Below are 17,474 nucleotides of genomic sequence, written 5' to 3'. Positions count from 1 at the left end.
GGCCGCTGGCCGGCAACACCGGATTGTTTCCGGAGCCCATGAGGTTGCCGGCCAGCGGCCGGCACTACCCGCGTGGATCATGTGCTGCGGTGGATCTCCACCGTTACGTGCACCAGCTCTTCATGGATCGCCAGCGCGTTGCGCAGGGTATCGGCATCCAGCGTGGCGTCGCTGGTGACCACGCTGGCGCTGACCGCGTACTTGCCGCGACCCACCTGCCAGACGTGCAGGTCGGCCAGGCGCGCCGGCCACGGGCCCTGTTCGATCACTTCGCGTACTTCGGCCACCACCGGAGCGTCCATCTGCGCGTCGAGCAGGATGCGGCCGCTGTCGCGCAGCAGGCCCACCGCCCACACCGTGACCAGCACGGCGCCGACCAGGCCCATCACCGGGTCCAGCCAGGTCAGGCCCAGCAGCTTGCCGCCGAGCAGGGCGATGATGGCCAGCACCGAGGTGGCGGCGTCGGCCAGCACGTGCACATAGGCCGAGCGCAGGTTGAGGTCGTGACCGTGCGCATGGCCGTGATCGTGGTGTTCGTGGTCATGCCCGTGATGATGGCCATGGTCATGCCCGTGGTGGTGATGCGCGTGGCCCGGGCTGTCGTGCAGCCACCATGCACAGAGCAGGTTCACGCCCAGGCCTACCGCAGCGATGGCGATGGCTTCGTTGTAGTGGATCGGCGCCGGTACCCACAGCCGCTCCAGCGACTGCACGGCCATCAACGCGGCCACGCCGAGCAGGGCGATGGCGCTGGTATAGCCGGCCAGAATCTCGATCTTCCAGGTGCCGAAGGCGAAGCGCGGGTCGTGCGCGTAGCGGCGTGCGCAGCGGTACGCAAACACCGAGAGCCCGAGCGCCAGCGCATGCGAACTCATGTGCCAGCCGTCGGCGAGCACGGCCATGGAGTTGAACCACCAGCCGCCGACGATCTCCACGACCATCATGCTGACGGTGAGCCACAGGGCGCGGCGGGTATTGCGTTCGGCCAGCGGGTTGCCGTCGTCGAAGCGGTGTTCGTGGCGACGGGCGGCGGCGAGGGCGTCCAAGTGCATGGGGGCGGGAGCTGGAGTGGATACCCCCATAGGGTATATGATCCCGCCATGGCGCACGTACACAAAAATCGTAAGCAGCTGCTGACCCGGGTGCGCCGCATCGCGGGCCAGGTTGCGGCGTTGGAGCAGGCGCTGGACCAGCCCGAGGGTAAAGCCGGCGACTGCGCGGACGTGCTGGTGCAGGTTGCCGCCGTGCGCGGTGCCGCCCACAGCCTGCTGATGGAGCTGCTGCACGAGCACCTGCAGGAACACGTGGTGGGCGCCGAAGACCCGCAGCAGCGGGCGGCCGAGGCCGAGGTGCTGGTCGAGCTGCTGCGCCGCTACGGCAAATAGGCCGAGGGGCGGTAGAGTCGACTGTCAGTCGACTGCTCTTCGTACAACCAACGAAAGACCCCGCGCTTCGCGCGATAGTCGACTAACAGTCGACTCTACCCCCGTGGCGGTGCCGCGCGTTCCAGATGTGCGTGGCGGCCAGCAGCAGGCTGCCGGTGACCGTCATCGGTGTTTCCCAGTCGTGCGAGGGCAGCGCAAGCGCGCCGGCCAGCAGCAGGCCGAGCCCGGCGCCGGCGGTGGCCCAGGCCAGCACGGGGAGGCGACGGCGACGCTCGGCCCGCCACAGCGCGTAGCCGGTCAGCGGCAGGGCGATGGCCACGAACAGCAAGTGCACCCATTCCGCCTCGGCCCACGCGCCGAACAGCGGCAGCGCGGCGGCCAGCAGGGGCAGCGCCAGGCAGTGCAGCAGGCACAGGCTGGACAGGGCGACCGCGCCGGCATCAAGCAGGGCGGCAGAAGGCGACTTCATCGGGGGAGGTTCCTTGCGCAGCAATTGTTATACAGTAACATTGCCGTTCCGCAGCCAACCCGCTCCGACATGAACACTGTTTCCCGCGCCGACCGTCGCCTTCCGGTCACCGTGCTGTCCGGCTTCCTCGGAGCCGGCAAGACCACCCTGCTCAACCAGATCCTGCGCAACCGCGAGGGGTTGCGCGTGGCGGTCATCGTCAACGACATGAGCGAGGTCAACATCGATGCGCAGCTGGTGCGCGAGGGCGGCGCCGAGCTGCGCCGCACCGAAGAGACGCTGGTGGAATTCAGCAATGGCTGCATCTGCTGCACGCTGCGCGATGACCTGCTGCAGGAAGTGCGGCGCCTGGCCGACGCCGGTCGCTATGACTACCTGTTGATCGAGTCGACCGGCATCGGTGAGCCGATGCCGGTGGCGGCCACGTTCGCGGTGCGCGACGAGCAGGGCTTCAGCCTGAGTGACATCGCGCGCCTGGACACGATGGTGACGGTGGTGGATGGCAGCGCATTCCTCGCCGACTTCGGCTCGACGCTGCGCCTGGCCGAGCGCGGCCAGCAGGCCGGGCCGGATGACGATCGCGGCGTGGTCGACCTGCTGTGCGAGCAGGTCGAGTTCGCCGACGTGATCGTGGTCAGCAAGGTCGACCAGACAGATGACGAAGTGCTGCAGGACACGCTGGCCGTGCTGCGTGGCCTGAACCGCGACGCGAAGCTGCTGCTGTCCCGCTTCGGTGACGTGCCACTGGCCGAGCTGCTGGACACCGGCCGCTTCGACTACGAGCGTGCGCAACGTGCGCCGGGCTGGGTGAAGGAACTGCGTGGCGAGCATACGCCGGAGACCGAAGAGTATGGCATCGCCAGTTTCGTCTACCGCTCGCGGCGACCGTTCCATCCCGCGCGCTTCGCCCGTGCGCTGCAGTCGGGCATGCCCGGCGTGATCCGCAGCAAGGGCTGGTTCTGGCTGGCCAACCGCATGGACTGGGTGGGCGAACTGAACACCGTGGGCGCAGCGACGCGCACGCAGGCGGCGGGGTTCTGGTACGCCGCGCGTGATCGCGTGCGCGCTGGGCTGGAGGACACCGCGCCATTGCTGCCGCCCACGCCGCTGCCGTACAGCGACCTCGGCTGGGCACGGCAGCAGGCCGATTGCTGGAGCGCACCGTTGCCGGGTCCGGAGGACTTCTCGGATGCGGCCGCGCATTCGGCGATGCAGCGCCTGTGGCATCCGTTGTGGGGGGATCGCCGCCAGGAGCTGGTGGTGATCGGCGTGCACATGGATGAGCGCGCGGTGCGAGCGGAGCTGGACGCGTGCCTGCTCAACGATCAGGAACTGCGTGCGGGGCCGTTGCTGTGGCAGCAGTTGCCGCAGGCGTTCCCGGTGTGGAAGCGGTGAGCGAACGGCTCCAGTAGATTCACGCCATGCGTGGATGGCGGTTCAACCGGTCTTTGCCCGCCTTGTAGAGCCGAGCCCACGCATGGCGTGGATCTACAAGGCGTCGCGCCATTGCCAAGCGTCGGCGGTGACTCGCAGTACCCGCGTCGGTCGCAATGCCTGCAGCAGGTGCCGGTCGTGGCTGACCATCACCAGTGCGCCCGGCCACGCCGCAAGCAATTCTTCCAACGCCTGCAATGCGCTCAGATCCAGCGCATTGCCCGGCTCGTCCAGCAGCAACAGCTGCGGTGCGGGATCGGCATACAGCACGCTGGCCAGCGCGCCTTTCACCCGTTCGCCATCGCTGAGGCTGCTGGCTTGCCGCTGGATGCGCTGCGCGTCCAGCCCGAGCAGGGCCAGCCGTGTGCGCAGTTCGCCGGGGGCCGCGCGCGGGTTGGCGGCCTGCACGGTGTCAAGGATGCTGCGCGCGCCGGACAGCCCCAGCAACTGCTGGTCGAGCAGGGCCAGTGGTGCATGCCGTTGCACGGTGCCACTGCATGCAGGCAGCTGGCCGGCCAACACACGCAGCAGGGTCGATTTGCCGCTGCCGTTGTCACCGACCACGGCGATGCGCTGCCCCCGGCGGATCTCCAGCTGCAGCGGGGCGCTGCAGCCATGTGGCAGCACCAGCGCCTCGGCCTCCAGCAGACGCGCGCTGCCACGCTCGCCCGCACCGGCAAACAGCGCCAGTTCCGGCGCCGCATGCACCGCCGATGCCGCTGCGCGCAGCTGCTCTGCGCTGGCCTGCAGGCGTTCGGCCTGTACGAGCTGCGCGCGGCCGTGGCTGGCCTCGGCGCGCTGCTTCTGCCGGCCGAGCAGGATGGGGGCCTGGTTGGCCTGCTTCGCGTCGCGATTGCCACGCGCCTGACGTTGTTGTTGCCGTTCGTGCTGTTCGCGCGCGCTGCGTTGCTGCTGCCGGTGCTGGGCGCGCGCATGGTCGAGCTGGGCGGCGGCAGCTTCGCGCTCGGCGGCGCGCGCATCGGCGTAGTGCTGCCACGGTCCGCCGTAACGATGCAGCCCGCGCCCATCGAGCTCGACGATCTGCTGCATGTGCCCAAGCAGCTCGCGATCATGACTGACCGCCAGCAGGCCGCCGCGCCACTGCTGCAACTGCTCGTACAGCTGTTGGCGATGGCGTGCATCGAGGTGGTTGCTGGGTTCGTCCAGGATCAGCCAATCGGCACCGCTGGCCCAGGCACCGGACAGCGCCACCTGCATCGCCTGGCCACCGCTGAGACGCGCGGCAGGCTGGGCGGGGTCGAGGTCATCGGGCAGCCCGAGCATCTGCCATTGCTGCTGCAGGCATTCGCGCAGATCCCAGCGGTCGCCGATGCAGGCGAAGTCGGCCTCATCCACGCTGCCGGCCTCGATGCGTTGCAACGCGGCCAGTTCCGCGCCGACGCCGGCCAGCTCACCAACCGTGCCGGCGGGTGGATAACCGGGCGTCGGCAACAGGAACACCCGGCCACTGCCGCGTACCTGGCCGCTGTCGGGCAGCAGCCGGCCAGCCAGCAGGCGTGCCAGCACACTCTTGCCGGCGCCATTGGCACCGACCAGGCCGGTAGCAACCGGTTCGAAGGAAAACGTCAGATCGGAAAACAGCAGGCGGCCGTCGGCCAATCGATACGACACGCGATCGAGCGTGAGGGAATGCGGGGTCATGCGACCTCCATGGATGCCGGGTTCTCCCCTGCGCGCAGGGGGCGGGAAGAGTCAGGCCGTCTGGTGGGAAGACGGCGGCATCAATGGCGCATTGGTCGCGAGCCTCTTGGAGGAATGAGCGGCCAGTATAGCGGCAGTGGCTGAATGGTCAGGTGTGCGGCCGTCGGGCATGGCCCGGCGCTACCGATGGTCGGGCGGTTCTGTAGAGCCGAGCCGATGCTCGGCTTCCTTTCGCCGCGAGACGCATCCACGCATGGCGTGGATCTACGGCACGGTACCCAGGCGGTCGCTGACGAAGTCGATGAACACCCGCAGCTTCGGCAGTACGTGTCGGCCCGACGGCCACAGCAGATGGAAGGTGCCGCAGGAATGCACGTGTTCGTCCAGCACCGTGACCAGGCGGCCGTCGGCCAGGGCATCGCGCACCGAGTGCACCGGCACGAAGGCCAGGCCGATATCGCGCAGTGCGAGCGCTACCCGCGCTTCGATGGTGTTGGCCACCATGTGCACCGGAAGCTCCTGCGGCGTTTCATCGTCGGGCCAGTGGATCGGCCACGGTTCCAGCTTGCCGGTGGTGGGGAAGCGATAGTGCAGCAGCGTGTGCTGCATCAAGCCTGCCGGCGTGCGCGGAACGCCGCAGCGCTGCAGGTAGCCCGGCGAGGCAACGACGCGGCGCGGGAACACACCCAGGCGCCGTGCGTTCATGCGTGAGTCGCTGGGTTCGCCGACGCGCAACACCGCATCGAAGCCCTCCTCGATGACATCAACCAGGCGGTCACTGAAGTCCAGGTCCAGGCGGATATCCGGGTACGCCGCCATGAACTCGGCCATCAACGGCAGGGTGAGGTCGCCAACCAGGGGCAGGCTGATGCGCAGGGTGCCACGGGGCGAGGCGTGCGGTTGTGCCAGCTCGGTGCGCGCGGCATCGCGTTCGTCCAGGATGCGCCGGCAGCGCGCCAGGAACAGCTGGCCCTCGGCGGTGAGGGTGATGCTGCGCGTGCTGCGATGGAACAGCCGTACGCCCAGCGCGTGCTCCAGCCGTGCCACGCACTTGCCCGCTGCCGAGGCGGAAATACCCTGCAGGCGTCCGGTCTCGACGAAGCTGCGGGTGTCGGCCGCGTGCACGAAGGTCTGCAGGTTGGCGAGGTTGTCCAGGACTGACATGGGCGTGCGGGCAATGAAAGCGGCAGGGTAGGCCGGCGCGGCTGTAGCGGGCGGCTCCGCCATCGCAACACTGTGGTGCGGGGTGGCGTGGAGACCGTTGCGGCCTTGCGGTTCCGGCCATCATGCCGACTGCGGACTACACGGTCCATGATGCCCGGAGCGGCAACCGGCTTTTTGCGCGGACGCCCGCTGCCTAACGTGGCGGCCTCTCCCCCACGGATCACCGCGATGAATGCCGCTCCTTCCTTCGAACCTGCGCCGACACTGCCTTCGGTGCAGCGGCTGCTGCAGCAGGTCCACCCGCAGCGCCTGGTCGGCGCGGTGGTGCTGGTGCGCGAGCACGGCGTACTGCGTCATGCCAGCGCGACCGGGCTGGCCGATCGTGAATCGGTCACGCCGATGCAGCGCGACCAGCTGTTCCGGCTGGCGTCGGTGAGCAAGCCGCTGCTGAGCACGGTGATCCTGCGCCTGGTGGCCGAGGGTGTGCTCGACCTGGACACATCGGTACAGCGCTGGCTGCCGGATTTCCGCCCGGCGTTGGCCGATGGCACTGCGCCGCCGATCAGCCTGCGCCAGCTGCTCAGCCACAGCAGCGGGCTGGGCTACCGCTTCCTCGAAGCCGATGTGGACGGCCCCTATGCGCGCGCCGGGGTCAGCGATGGCCTGGACGCGAACCCGCTCTCGCTGGCCGAGAACGTGCGCCGCATCGCGCAGGCACCGCTGCTGTTCGCGCCGGGCAGCCACTGGCTGTACTCGCTGGGCGTGGACGTTGCCGGTGCCGTGGCTGAAGCAGCGACCGGTGAATCCCTGCAGGCACTGTTCGAGCGCTTGCTGGCCGCACCCCTGGGCCTGCGTGACACCGCCTTCGCTGCGCGCAACGCGGCACGGCTGGCCACGCCCTATGTGAGCGACACACCGCAGCCGCACCGCCTGCGCGAAGGCGAGGTGGTCGCTCCGTTCGAGGGTACTGTCGGTATCGAGTACAGCCTCGCGCGCGCCACCGATGCCAGTCGTTTCCCTTCGGCCGGGGCAGGCCTGGTCGGTAGCGCCGATGAAGTGATGGCGGTGCTGGAGGCCTTGCGTGATGTGCAGCGTTCAGGCCTGTTGCCGCCGGCACTGGCAGCGGAGATGGCCAGCCCGCAGGTGGGCGAACAGGGGCCGCCGGAACCGGCCGGCTGGGGCTTCGGCCTTGGCTTTGCGGTGCTGCGCGATGCGGCCGCCAGCGGTACGCCGCAGAGCGCAGGCACATGGCGTTGGGGCGGCGCCTACGGGCACAGCTGGTTTGTCGATCCTGCGCGTGGGCTCAGCGTGGTGGCGCTGACCAACACCCTGTACGAAGGCATGGATGGCGCCTTCGTCGATGAGCTGCGTGATGCGGTCTACGCCGATCTGGAGGCCGCCCGATGAGCGGCCATGCCATCGATGCGGCTGGCCCGGCCGGTGAAGCCACGCGCCTGCCGTGGGCGGGGCTGCTGGCGCTGGCCGGCGGCGGTTTCATCACCCTGCTGACCGAGACCCTGCCGGCGGGCGTCCTGCGGCCGATGGGCGAAGGCCTGGGCGTGAGCGATGCGGCGGTGGGCCAGCTCGTCAGCGTGTACGCACTGGGCTCGGTGATGGCCGCATTGCCGATGACTGCGTTGACCCAGCGCCTGCCGCGACGCGCCTTGTTGCTGGCCGCCATTGCCGGCTTCGTGGTGGTCAATACGCTGACCGCAGTGAGCAGCAGCTATCCACTGATCCTGGCCGCACGTTTCCTGGCCGGGGTGAGTGGTGGCCTGTTGTGGTCGCTGGTGGCCGGCTATGCGGCGCGCATGGTGGTGCCCTCGCTGCAGGGCCGGGCAATTGCGGTGGCGATGGTCGGATCGCCGTTGGCGCTGTCGCTGGGCGTACCGGCGGGCACGTTGCTGGGGCAGCAGCTCGGCTGGCGCTGGGCATTCGCCCTGATGAGCGTGCTGGCCGTGGTGCTGCTTGCCTACGCACGCTGGGCTCTGCCTGCGCTGCCGGCGGCGGCAGCCGGCCGGCGCACCTCGCTGGCGGCGGTGTGGCGCATGCCCGGCGTGCGCAGCGCGCTGGCGGTAATGGTGCTGTACGTGCTGGCGCACAACGTGCTCTACACCTACATCGAACCGCTGGCGGTGGAGGCGGGGGCCGGCCCGTGGCTGGACCGCTTGCTGCTGGCCTTCGGGCTGGCGGCCATTGCCGGTATCGGTATCGCTGGCTGGGGTGTGGATCGCCACCTGCGCACGCTGGTGTGGGCGGCCGTGATCGGCTTCATCGTGCCGGTGCTCGCGCTGTTGCTGTGGCCGGGCGACGCGATCGCGCTGCTGCTGGCGACGATCGTGTGGGGCGTTGCCTTTGGCGCGGTACCTACGTTGTTCCAGACCGCATTGGCGCGGCGTGCCGGTGCCGCCGCAGATCTGGCGCAGTCGATGCTGGTGACCGGCTGGAACCTGGCCATTGCTGCCGGTGGCGTTGCAGGGGGTGTGCTGCTGCAGGCGGGCGGCCCGAACCAGTTGGGATGGCTGCCGTTGCTGCTGCTGGCGGTGAGCGTGGCGTGGTTGCTGGCACGGCCGAAGGCCTGGGCGTAGGCGGCGAGTCAGTGATGGCGCGGTGCCGGCCAGCGGCCCGCACTACCGTGGTCCCCGCCATCCACGCATGGCGTGGATCTACCGAGCGCAGCGCCTCCTGCGCGACCCATCCACCCGGCCCCAACTGATGGATTCACCGGGCGCGACCACGAGGGGCTCCGCCGTTCGCCGCCTTACTCCACGCCCTCACGCTCGATCGGCACACTGCGCGGATTCTGCATGTGCTCCCGCGCCGCGCCATAGCGCTGCTGCCGCTTGTGGTGGAACACCACGAACTCGTCCCGTGGCAGCGGGCGCGAGAACAGCCAGCCCTGCGCGAACTCGACCTTGCGCGCATGCAGATATGCCAACTGCGCCTCGGTCTCCACGCCCTCGGCCACCACCCACAGGCCCAGCTCCTTGGCCATGTCGATGATGTGCGGCGTCACCGGGCTCGTCGCGCTCTCGGTGTCGATCGCATCGATGAACGACTTGTCGATCTTCAGCGCGTCCAGCGGCAGCTGCTCCAGGTACTGCAGGCTGGAGAAGCCGACTCCGAAATCATCGATGGCCACGCTGTGGCCGGCGCGACGTGCCTGCGCCAGCATCGTGCGGGCGCGGTCCAGATCGAGGAAGCCGCGCTCGGTGGCTTCCATCCAGATCTGCTGCGGCAGGATGCCGCTGCCGGTCATGTGCTTGGAGATCATCTTCAGCGCACGGCCGCTGCTGATGTCTTCGGCGGCCAGGTTGATCGCGATGTGTGCGCTGCGGTCGGCGACCAACAGATCGCGCATGTCGCGCACGACGTTCTCAATCACCAGATCGGTGATCGCGCCGATCATGCCGGCCTCTTCGGCCAGCGGAATGAACAGGTCCGGCCGTACCTGCGTGCCATCCGGGCGCTGCCAGCGCACCAGGGCCTCGGCGCCGACGCAGATGCCGGTATCCAGCTCGATGATCGGCTGGTAGTGCAGGTACAGCTCGCGGCGGCGGATCGCCGTGGCCAGTTCGCCGCGCAGGGACAGGCGGCGACGCGACAGCCACACCACCAGGCCGGCGCCGGCAGCGGCCAGCAGAACGCCGATCGGCACGAACAGCCACGCCTGCTGGCGGAAGGTTGCAGCCAGCGCGGTACGCGGCGTGGTTGCGATCGCCAGCCACTCTTCATTGCGGGCGGTGGCGTACAGGGTGTTGTGGTCCAGGCCTTCCTCGGGCGCACGCAGCAGGGTCTCCAGCAACGCGGGATCCATGCCGCTCTGCCTGGCCAGGAGGCGGCCATCCGGGCTGGCCAGGGCAAGGCGCACGTTCGGGTCGGCGATGACATCGACAAACCGGCGCGGATCGACCAGGACGTCGTAGTTGCCATACAGGATCGACAGCACCTGGCGCCGTCCGCTTGCCTCGGGGCGCACATCCACGGCAATGCCGGCGCCATCACTGGTGACGTGGTCGGCCCTGGGCTGGTTCACGTCGGACAGAAACGGCCCCCACGACGTGCAGCGCAGCTTGCCACCCTCGAAGTAGCCCATCTGGTCAACCGACGGCGAGGTCATCACCAGCGTCTGCATGCGCCGGATATGGTCCGGCCCGCAGGCGTCCTGGGCGCCGGCCTCGGCCGACTGCAGCGCCGCCAGTGCTTCCCGGTAGGACTGGTCGGCGCGGCGCAGGGTACGACCGGCGATATCGCGCAGGCGCTGCTGCTCGACACTGACGGCCCGGTCCCAGGTGGCATAGGCCATCACCGCGATCGGCACGGCCGCGGCCAGAATCGCCAGCGCGGTGCCACCGATGATCACGCGCAGCCGGCTCATGGCCGGGGCTCCAGCGGGGTGGGCAGGGCAGGGCACATGGGCGGGCCGATCCTTGGGCAGGAACGGCTATCTGAGCATGGCGCAGGGCCGGGCGGAATGGGATCAATCCGGTATTCGGTCACATTGTGATGAAAGCGGCCAAGTTTGACGTGATTGACCCGTCCGATGCTGGCGCTCCGGGCGCTGGAGGACTACCGTCGAACGCTTCGCCGCCCTCTTGCCCGCGCCCATGACCGAGCCCGCAACGCCCCCCGAGCACCTGCGCCGCAGCCTTTCCAACCGCCACCTGCAACTGATCGCCATCGGCGGTGCCATCGGCACCGGCCTGTTCATGGGCTCGGGCAAGACCATCAGCCTGGCCGGACCCTCCATCGTCTTCGTCTACCTGATCATCGGCGCGATGCTGTTCTTCGTGATGCGCGCGATGGGCGAGCTGCTGCTGTCGAATCTGCAGTACAAGTCCTTCATCGATTTCTCCACGGATCTGCTCGGCCCATGGGCCGGGTTCTTCTGTGGATGGACATACTGGTTCTGCTGGATCGTGACCGCCATCGCCGATGTGATCGCCATTGCCGCCTATGCGCAGTTCTGGTTCCCCGGGCTGGATGCGTGGATACCGGCGCTGGCCTGCGTGCTGCTGTTGCTGGCACTGAACCTGGTGACCGTGAAGCTGTTCGGCGAGATGGAGTTCTGGTTTGCGCTGATCAAGATCGTAGCGATCTGCGCGCTGATCATCACCGGCGCCGGGCTGGTGGCCTGGGGCTTCACCTCGCCCAGTGGCCACACCGCGTCGCTGTCGAACCTGTGGAATGACGGCGGCCTGTTCCCGATGGGCCTGGTCGGCTTCTTCGCCGGTTTCCAGATTGCGGTGTTCGCCTTCGTCGGCATCGAGCTGGTCGGCACCACCGCCGCCGAGACCGCCGACCCCGAGCGCAACCTGCCCAAGGCGATCAACTCGATTCCGGTACGCATCATCATCTTCTACGTGCTGGCGCTGATTGCGATCATGGCCGTCACCCCGTGGCGCCAGGTGGTGCCGGACAAGAGCCCGTTCGTGCAGCTGTTCGTGCTGGCCGGCATTCCTGCCGCCGCCAGCCTGATCAACTTCGTGGTGCTGACTTCGGCCACGTCCTCGGCCAACAGCGGCATCTTCTCCACCAGTCGCATGCTGTACGGCCTTGCCGAGGAAGGCCACGCACCGCGGGGGCTGTCGAAGTTGTCGCGCGCTGCCGTGCCTGCCCGTGGCCTGCTGTTCTCGTGCCTGTGCCTGCTGGGTGGCACGCTGCTGATCTACCTGATTCCGAACCTGGTGACTGCTTTCACCCTGGTGACCACGCTGGCGACGGTGCTGTTCATCTTCGTGTGGTCGCTGATCCTGGTGGCCTACATGGCCTATCGCCGCCGCTACCCGGAACGCCACGCTGCGTCGATCTTCAAGATGCCCGGCGGCGTCGCCATGTGCTGGGCCTGCCTGGTGTTCTTCGCCGCGGTGCTGGTGCTGCTGAGCCTGCAGGCTGACACCCGCCAGGCGCTGATCGCCAGCCCGGTGTGGTTCGTGCTGCTGGGCGTGGGGTACCGGGTGCGTCTCAGAACGGTGAAATGACCGGGAATGCGGGGTTTCGGCAACGCCGGAAATCGAGAAAGTCGGAAATCGGTAGAGTCGACTGTTAGTCGACTGCTCTCCCATGGGCTTCCGGAAAACCCCGCGCTGCGCGCGATAGTCGACTGACAGTCGACTCTACCGCTGCGGGCGCCGGCGCAGGTGCGGGGCGCAGCCCTGCCGACCCCCATTCACCCAACATTCGCGGGCGCGGCCGGATGATCCGGCCGCCATGTCCCGTCGCCCTCTCCTGCTTGTGCTGTTGCTGCTGCCCAGCCTGTGGCCCGGGCTGGCCGCCGCACGCACCGTCTACCGCTGTGTGCAGGGCAACACCGTCAGCCTGGCCACCGCGCCGGAACCGGGTTCGCGCTGTAGCCCGAAGGAAATCGACGACAACGCCATCCAGACCCCGAACCTGTGGGGCAACATGGGCGTGTTCAGCGGCGTACTGTACGAGCGCGAGCAGGATGGCGTGCTTGTCTACTCCACCCGCAACCTGCCCGGCTCGCGGGTATTCCTGAAGTTCACCGTGGCCACGCCGCCGGGCGAGCCTGCCCACGAAGGCCTGGGCAAGGTGGGCAAGCCGCAGCTGGCGCAGCACGCCAGGCAGTTCAAGGCCGCGGCCAAGGCCACGGGCGTCGACGATGCCTGGCTGCGCGCAATCGCCCATGCCGAAAGCAATTTCGATCCGCTGGCGGTGTCCAGCAAGGGCGCACAGGGCGTGATGCAGTTGATGCCGGAGACCGCACAGGAATATGGCGTGCGCGATCCGTTTTCGCCGCAGCAGTCGATCGAGGGCGGCGCGCGCTACATGCGCGCGCTGCTGCGCCGTTACAACGGCGATCGCCCGTTGGCGGCGGCTGCCTACAACGCGGGCATCGGTGCAGTCACCCGCTACAAGGGCGTGCCGCCCTACGCCGAAACCCTGGCCTATGTGGACAAGGTGATGGCGCTGTACGCGCGCTACCGCGAAGCGATGGGCATCCGCACCGAAGTGCCAGCCCGCTAGGCGGGAGGTGTAGTGCCGAGCCCACGCTCGGCTCCACAGGAAATCGGCTCAGCGCGAGGTGGACGTGCTGACCAGGTCGTAGCGCTCGATGCGGCCGACGCGTGCCACCTCGGCCTGCACGTCGGCACGCTGCTTCAGCACACGCCAGGCGGCATCGATCTTCACGCCGCCGGGCAGCGACGGATAGGTGCGCATGTCCTGCAGGGAGGCCAGTGCCTCGCCGCGCTCAACCGGTGAGCGCAGCTGTTCGATCAGCACCGCAGCGGCCGCGTCCAGATTGCCTTCCTCCAGCAGCATCTCGCGCTGGAACAGGCGCGCGTCATCGCCCTGGGCCAGGATGGCTGCGCGCGCGGCCTGTTCGGTCTTGGCATCGCCACGTTCACGGGCGGCAACGAACTGCAGCAGTGCCTGGGCCGCCTTGCCGTAACCGGCCAGGCCCGGCATGTCATTCACCGCGACAGCAGCATCCTGCATGCGGCCCAGCGAACTGAGCAAGAAGCCGACGTTGAACTGGTGCTCGGCACCATCCGGGCCCAGCGCACCGATGCGTGCGGCCAGCCTGGCTGTGGCCAGCGCATCATCGTTACGGCCCAACCGGCGCAGCGCCATAAGCCGGCTGTTGAGCAGCCACGCCACCCATTCGGCTTCCGCCGCCGAGGGCGACTCACCTTCGGCCGCCGCACCGGCCATGCCATCGGTCAGCGCAAGCACTTCCTCGTTGCGGTCCAGCATCAGCAGCGTGCTGCTGAACTCGGCCATGCGTGCGTCCAGCGCCCGGTCGAGCAGGCCGGAAACCCGCAGTTCGTCGAGGTGCTTCTGTGCAGCCTGCACTGGGTCGAAGCGGGCATCGTCGCGGTCGACATAGCGATCAAACCGCTTGTCACTGCGCAGGCGGATGATCTCGGCGGGGCCGGTGATGCGCGCCAACGTGGCCGGGATGTCGTCGCCCCGGCCATTGTCGGCCTGCAGTGTTGCCAGTGCCAGCCACAGTCCGGTGGGTTCCAGGCCGCCGCTCTTCCAGCCGTTGTCGAACAGCGCCTGCAGCAGTTCCATGCGCTGCTGGGGCTGGTCCCGCAGGCGGAACTGCAGGTAGTTGATCGCGTGGTGGTCCACCGGCAACGGCGCGTCGGCATGCTTCAGCGCCTGCACCAGGTGCTTCGTGGCAGGTGCCGGTTGGTTCTCGGACAGTTCCACCGAGACCAGGGTCAGCAGGACCTGCGCGTCGTCCGGCAGTGCTTCCTGTGCGCGCTGCAGGTAGCGGCGGGCCTGGTCCGGCTTCTTCTGCACCATCGCGGTCCAGCCGGCCACCTGCGCGGCGCGGCCGCGATGTTCGGCATCGAAGTCATCCAGCATCGGATCTTCCATCAGCCGTTCCATCGCGATCAGCGCGCCCAGCGTGTTGCCACTGCGTGACTGCTGGATGGCCTCATCCCAGCGCGTGGCATAGGCCATGTGCATCACATCGGCGGTGATTGACGGCTTCTGCGGCGCCACCGTGATCGAAGCGGTGGCGGATGTGCTGGCCAATGCGGCGGCCAGCAGGGCAGCAAGGGGGAGGATGCGGGGCATGGAGGATCTCCATCCGTGGGAACCGCATTGAACCTGCTGCAGCCAGCGAGAACAAGCGCGATGGATGGAACTCTGGCGTTTGGCCGTACGATTGGCCATGGCGGATCGTGCGTTCAGCGTCTATTGTCGGTGCCTCTTCAGGCAGCAGGCAGGCAGCGCAGCACGATGGCACGGTGGCAATGGATGGCGGCAGGCGTAGCGTTGGCGACGGTAGTGGCATTGGCTGCGACCTGGTGGGAGACACCGCTGCATACGCTGGCTGAACCGGCGGGCCCGGCTCCAACGCCGTTGGCGTGGACCGCGCAGATCGAACCGCTGGCCGGCGATGGCCACCCCGGTGACCGCGACGGCGCGTCCGCGCAGGCACGCTTCGCCGATCCCTATGCGTTGCTGCGCAGTGCCGATGGCAGTGTCTATTTCACTGATGCCGGTGATAACAACCGGATCCGTCGCCGCCTGCCCGATGGCCGCGTCGAAACGGTGGCCGGGCAGGGCGAGGGGCGCGTTGATGGCCCGGCACTGCAGGCCAGTTTCAACACGCCTTCGGGCATTGCCGCCGACGCGCAGGGCAACCTGTATGTGGCCGACACCGGCAACCATGCCATCCGCCGCATCGGCACCGACGGCCAGGTGACCACGCTGGCCGGTGGTGAACAGGGCCACGTTGATGGACCTGCCGCGCAGGCGCGCTTCGATGCGCCGATGGGCATCGCAGTGGATGCGCAGGGCCAGGTCTACGTGGCCGATACCTTCAATGACCGCATCCGGGTGATCGGTACCGATGGCAACGTGCGCACACTGGCCGGTGGCGATCGGCCGGGCCTGGCCGATGGCACGGGCGCCGCTGCGCGCTTCGATACGCCGGTGGCACTGGCCTTCGACGCGCAGGGCGCGTTGCTGGTGGCCGACCTGTTCAACAACGCGGTGCGCCGCGTCGGTGCCGATGGCACGGTAAGCACCGTGGTGGGTGGGGGTGGCGTGATCAATGGGCCGCTGTCGTTGGCCACCACCCACGATGGCGTGCTGTACGTGGGCGACATGGATGGCCGCATCGTGCAGGTGACGCCGCAGGGCCATCAGATCGCGCTGGTCGGCAACGGTCGACTGCCACGCCTGGCCCGCCCCAGTGGCCTGGCGATGGACGCCGACGGCAGCGTGCTGGTGGCCGACGCGACGGCCTATCGCCTGCACCGCCTGCGCCCGCTACCGGTGGGGGAACTGCCCGCACCGGCGCTGGTCGGCCCGGCCGCCGATGCCGCGCTGCCCGATACCGGCGGCCGTTGGCCGCTGGCGCCGCAGCAGGGCTGGCACGAAGTCGTCGGCACGCTCGGCGAAGTGCGCGGCAACTTCAAGGGCGAGAGTCGCCATCACCTGCACGGGGGCTTCGACGTGCGCGGTGATGTGGGCCAGACCGTGCTGGCGATTGCCGATGGCAAGATCAGCAGCCCGATGGCGGCCTGGAGCTTGGGCGAGCAGGCTGAGGGCCTGGCCGTGGATCGCCTCAAGTACATCCACATGCGGGTGGGCCGCACCCCACGCAATGAACCGTTCGATGCGCGCTGGCAGGCGCTGTACGACGAGCAGGGCAAGCTGGAGCGGATGCGCGTGCGGCGCGGCATGCGCATTCACGTCGGCGATCGCCTGGGTAGCATCAACAACCAGGCGCATGTGCACCTGGCGGTCGGCACCGGTGGTTTCGAGACCAACGCCGTGGCACTGGGCTTCCAGAACTACGCCGACCACTTCGCACCGCGCATCACCGATGTGGCGTTGCTGGACGACAACGACCAGCCGATGGCCGCAGGCAGCGATGGCGTGGTGATGGTGGCGCGCCAGGGACGCGGTGTGCAGATCGTGGTCGAAGCCTGGGACCAGGTCGACAACAACCTGCCGCGGCGGCGCCTGGGCATGTACCAGGTGGGTTACCAGATTCTCGATGCGGGCGGCCAACCGCTGCAGGGCTACGAGCAGCCACGCTGGAACATCGTGTTCAACCGCATGCCGCCGCAGCGGGAAGCGGTGCGCGTGGCCTACGCGCCGGACAGCGGCATCACCGTGCATGGCAGCGCGGTGACCCGCTTCCGCTACCTGGCCACCAACACCGTGCGCGATGGCCTGATGGAAACCGGGCGCTGGCAGCCGGCGGCGCTGCCGCCGGGCGAGTACATCGTGCGCGCCAGCGTGCGCGACTACAGCGGCAATGAAGGCATCGGCCCGCGCGAGATCAGGGTACGGCTGCTGCCGTAGCCGCAGCCGCAGCCGGCGCGCCGCAGCGTTCGCGCTCGGCGTCCATGTCTTCCAGCGGCCGCACTTCGATGCTGCCGAAGCGTGCCCAAGGGAAGTCGCGGGCGATGCGCATGGCTTCGTCGCGGTCGCGGGCGACGATCAGGTTGAAGCCGGCCAGCAGTTCGCGGGTTTCGGCGAAGGGGCCATCCAGTACGCGGCTGTGGCCATCACGCACGCGCAGGGTCTGCGCGGTGTCGACCGGCTGCAGCTTCTGCGCGGCCAGCAGCGTGCCTTCGGCCTGCAGCTTGTCGGCATGGGCCAGGCAGTCGCGCATCAGCGCGTTGAATTCTTCGATGGGCAGGGCCTGCAGCAGGGCAGGCTCGATGTAGATCAGGAGCAGGTACTGCTGCATGGCGCGGTCCTGGCGGGGGCGGGGTGCCCATGATGGCGCAGGTCTGCGCGTGGGCATGTTGCAGCGCGGGAGGCGCGCCTTCGGCGAGGGTCGGCGAACGGCGGAGCCCCTCCGTGGTGGGTTGGGTTGGTCGCTGAAAGCTGGCTTCCTGCGGGTGGGCCGGGCG

At 68.6% G+C, this 17,474-nt stretch carries 14 protein-coding genes; 7 read left to right on the top strand and 7 right to left on the bottom strand.

Annotated features, from left to right (window positions below):
* Positions 1-77: 77 nt before the first annotated feature.
* Positions 78-1,052 carry a CDF family Co(II)/Ni(II) efflux transporter DmeF gene (gene dmeF / locus O0J15_RS17350; RefSeq protein WP_171953350.1) on the bottom strand — a complete coding sequence of 325 codons (975 nt, stop codon included), beginning with the start codon at positions 1,050-1,052 and terminating at the stop codon, positions 78-80.
* Positions 1,053-1,100: 48 nt separating this feature from the next.
* On the opposite strand from dmeF, the gene O0J15_RS17345 reads away from it, so the two are divergent.
* On the top strand, positions 1,101-1,385 hold the full coding sequence (locus tag O0J15_RS17345; protein ID WP_111098371.1) for a metal/formaldehyde-sensitive transcriptional repressor: 285 nt from the start codon (positions 1,101-1,103) through the stop codon (positions 1,383-1,385).
* An 82-nt stretch (positions 1,386-1,467) separates the two neighbouring features.
* On the opposite strand, the gene O0J15_RS17340 is transcribed toward O0J15_RS17345, so the two are convergent.
* A complete protein-coding gene (locus O0J15_RS17340) occupies positions 1,468-1,854 on the bottom strand; it encodes a MerC domain-containing protein (RefSeq protein WP_164144195.1) in 387 nt (128 codons plus the stop codon).
* Positions 1,855-1,923: 69 nt separating this feature from the next.
* On the opposite strand from O0J15_RS17340, the gene O0J15_RS17335 reads away from it, so the two are divergent.
* Positions 1,924-3,249, top strand: coding sequence for a GTP-binding protein (locus tag O0J15_RS17335; RefSeq protein WP_164144197.1), 1,326 nt, complete (start codon positions 1,924-1,926; stop codon positions 3,247-3,249).
* A 93-nt stretch (positions 3,250-3,342) separates the two neighbouring features.
* Here the strand turns inward: O0J15_RS17335 and O0J15_RS17330 are convergent, their stop codons facing one another.
* Positions 3,343-4,950 (bottom strand): ATP-binding cassette domain-containing protein, encoded by a 1,608-nt coding sequence (locus tag O0J15_RS17330; RefSeq protein WP_155028883.1) that lies wholly within the window; start codon positions 4,948-4,950, stop codon positions 3,343-3,345.
* Between the two features lie 264 nt (positions 4,951-5,214).
* Positions 5,215-6,114 carry a LysR family transcriptional regulator gene (locus O0J15_RS17325; RefSeq protein ID WP_171953353.1) on the bottom strand — a complete coding sequence of 300 codons (900 nt, stop codon included), beginning with the start codon at positions 6,112-6,114 and terminating at the stop codon, positions 5,215-5,217.
* 228 nt (positions 6,115-6,342) lie between these two features.
* Between O0J15_RS17325 and O0J15_RS17320 the strand changes: the two genes are divergently transcribed.
* Complete coding sequence (locus tag O0J15_RS17320) at positions 6,343-7,521, top strand: serine hydrolase domain-containing protein (protein ID WP_308306017.1); 1,179 nt, start codon at positions 6,343-6,345, stop codon at positions 7,519-7,521.
* Positions 7,518-8,702 (top strand): MFS transporter, encoded by a 1,185-nt coding sequence (locus O0J15_RS17315; protein WP_308306016.1) that lies wholly within the window; start codon positions 7,518-7,520, stop codon positions 8,700-8,702. The genes O0J15_RS17320 and O0J15_RS17315 overlap by 4 nt, the downstream gene beginning before the upstream one ends.
* A 173-nt stretch (positions 8,703-8,875) precedes the next feature.
* Here the strand turns inward: O0J15_RS17315 and O0J15_RS17310 are convergent, their stop codons facing one another.
* On the bottom strand, positions 8,876-10,492 hold the full coding sequence (locus O0J15_RS17310; protein WP_019660889.1) for an EAL domain-containing protein: 1,617 nt from the start codon (positions 10,490-10,492) through the stop codon (positions 8,876-8,878).
* Between the two features lie 229 nt (positions 10,493-10,721).
* Between O0J15_RS17310 and cycA the strand changes: the two genes are divergently transcribed.
* Together cycA and O0J15_RS17300 are read left to right on the top strand one after the other, a co-directional pair.
* On the top strand, positions 10,722-12,095 hold the full coding sequence (gene cycA, locus O0J15_RS17305) for a D-serine/D-alanine/glycine transporter (RefSeq protein ID WP_021204435.1): 1,374 nt from the start codon (positions 10,722-10,724) through the stop codon (positions 12,093-12,095).
* 229 nt (positions 12,096-12,324) lie between these two features.
* Entirely contained in the window at positions 12,325-13,101 is a 777-nt protein-coding gene (locus O0J15_RS17300; RefSeq protein WP_019660891.1) for a lytic transglycosylase domain-containing protein, read from the top strand.
* A gap of 48 nt (positions 13,102-13,149) precedes the next feature.
* Here the strand turns inward: O0J15_RS17300 and O0J15_RS17295 are convergent, their stop codons facing one another.
* A complete protein-coding gene (locus O0J15_RS17295) occupies positions 13,150-14,670 on the bottom strand; it encodes a hypothetical protein (protein WP_308306015.1) in 1,521 nt (506 codons plus the stop codon).
* Between the two features lie 165 nt (positions 14,671-14,835).
* On the opposite strand from O0J15_RS17295, the gene O0J15_RS17290 reads away from it, so the two are divergent.
* Entirely contained in the window at positions 14,836-16,917 is a 2,082-nt protein-coding gene (locus tag O0J15_RS17290) for a gluconolaconase (RefSeq protein ID WP_308306014.1), read from the top strand.
* On the opposite strand, the gene O0J15_RS17285 is transcribed toward O0J15_RS17290, so the two are convergent.
* Complete coding sequence (locus O0J15_RS17285) at positions 16,895-17,308, bottom strand: YciI family protein (RefSeq protein ID WP_049403440.1); 414 nt, start codon at positions 17,306-17,308, stop codon at positions 16,895-16,897. The genes O0J15_RS17290 and O0J15_RS17285 overlap by 23 nt on opposite strands.
* Positions 17,309-17,474: the final 166 nt, after the last annotated feature.

The organism is Stenotrophomonas sp. Sm10 (assembly GCF_030985515.1).
In the GTDB taxonomy this organism is placed as follows: domain Bacteria; phylum Pseudomonadota; class Gammaproteobacteria; order Xanthomonadales; family Xanthomonadaceae; genus Stenotrophomonas; species Stenotrophomonas hibiscicola.
Note: the sequence above shows the minus strand (reverse complement) of the source record. Positions and strands in the feature narration are given on the sequence as shown.

Excerpts from the sequence above, each read along its gene's own strand:
- dmeF (WP_171953350.1), bottom strand. The coding sequence starts at position 1,052 with ATGCACTTGGACGCCCTCGCCGCCGCCCGTCGCCACGAACACCGCTTC.
- O0J15_RS17345 (WP_111098371.1), top strand. The coding sequence starts at position 1,101 with ATGGCGCACGTACACAAAAATCGTAAGCAGCTGCTGACCCGGGTGCGC.
- O0J15_RS17340 (WP_164144195.1), bottom strand. The coding sequence starts at position 1,854 with ATGAAGTCGCCTTCTGCCGCCCTGCTTGATGCCGGCGCGGTCGCCCTG.
- O0J15_RS17335 (WP_164144197.1), top strand. The coding sequence starts at position 1,924 with ATGAACACTGTTTCCCGCGCCGACCGTCGCCTTCCGGTCACCGTGCTG.
- O0J15_RS17330 (WP_155028883.1), bottom strand. The coding sequence starts at position 4,950 with ATGACCCCGCATTCCCTCACGCTCGATCGCGTGTCGTATCGATTGGCC.
- O0J15_RS17325 (WP_171953353.1), bottom strand. The coding sequence starts at position 6,114 with ATGTCAGTCCTGGACAACCTCGCCAACCTGCAGACCTTCGTGCACGCG.
- O0J15_RS17320 (WP_308306017.1), top strand. The coding sequence starts at position 6,343 with ATGAATGCCGCTCCTTCCTTCGAACCTGCGCCGACACTGCCTTCGGTG.
- O0J15_RS17315 (WP_308306016.1), top strand. The coding sequence starts at position 7,518 with ATGAGCGGCCATGCCATCGATGCGGCTGGCCCGGCCGGTGAAGCCACG.
- O0J15_RS17310 (WP_019660889.1), bottom strand. The coding sequence starts at position 10,492 with ATGAGCCGGCTGCGCGTGATCATCGGTGGCACCGCGCTGGCGATTCTG.
- cycA (WP_021204435.1), top strand. The coding sequence starts at position 10,722 with ATGACCGAGCCCGCAACGCCCCCCGAGCACCTGCGCCGCAGCCTTTCC.
- O0J15_RS17300 (WP_019660891.1), top strand. The coding sequence starts at position 12,325 with ATGTCCCGTCGCCCTCTCCTGCTTGTGCTGTTGCTGCTGCCCAGCCTG.
- O0J15_RS17295 (WP_308306015.1), bottom strand. The coding sequence starts at position 14,670 with ATGCCCCGCATCCTCCCCCTTGCTGCCCTGCTGGCCGCCGCATTGGCC.
- O0J15_RS17290 (WP_308306014.1), top strand. The coding sequence starts at position 14,836 with ATGGCACGGTGGCAATGGATGGCGGCAGGCGTAGCGTTGGCGACGGTA.
- O0J15_RS17285 (WP_049403440.1), bottom strand. The coding sequence starts at position 17,308 with ATGCAGCAGTACCTGCTCCTGATCTACATCGAGCCTGCCCTGCTGCAG.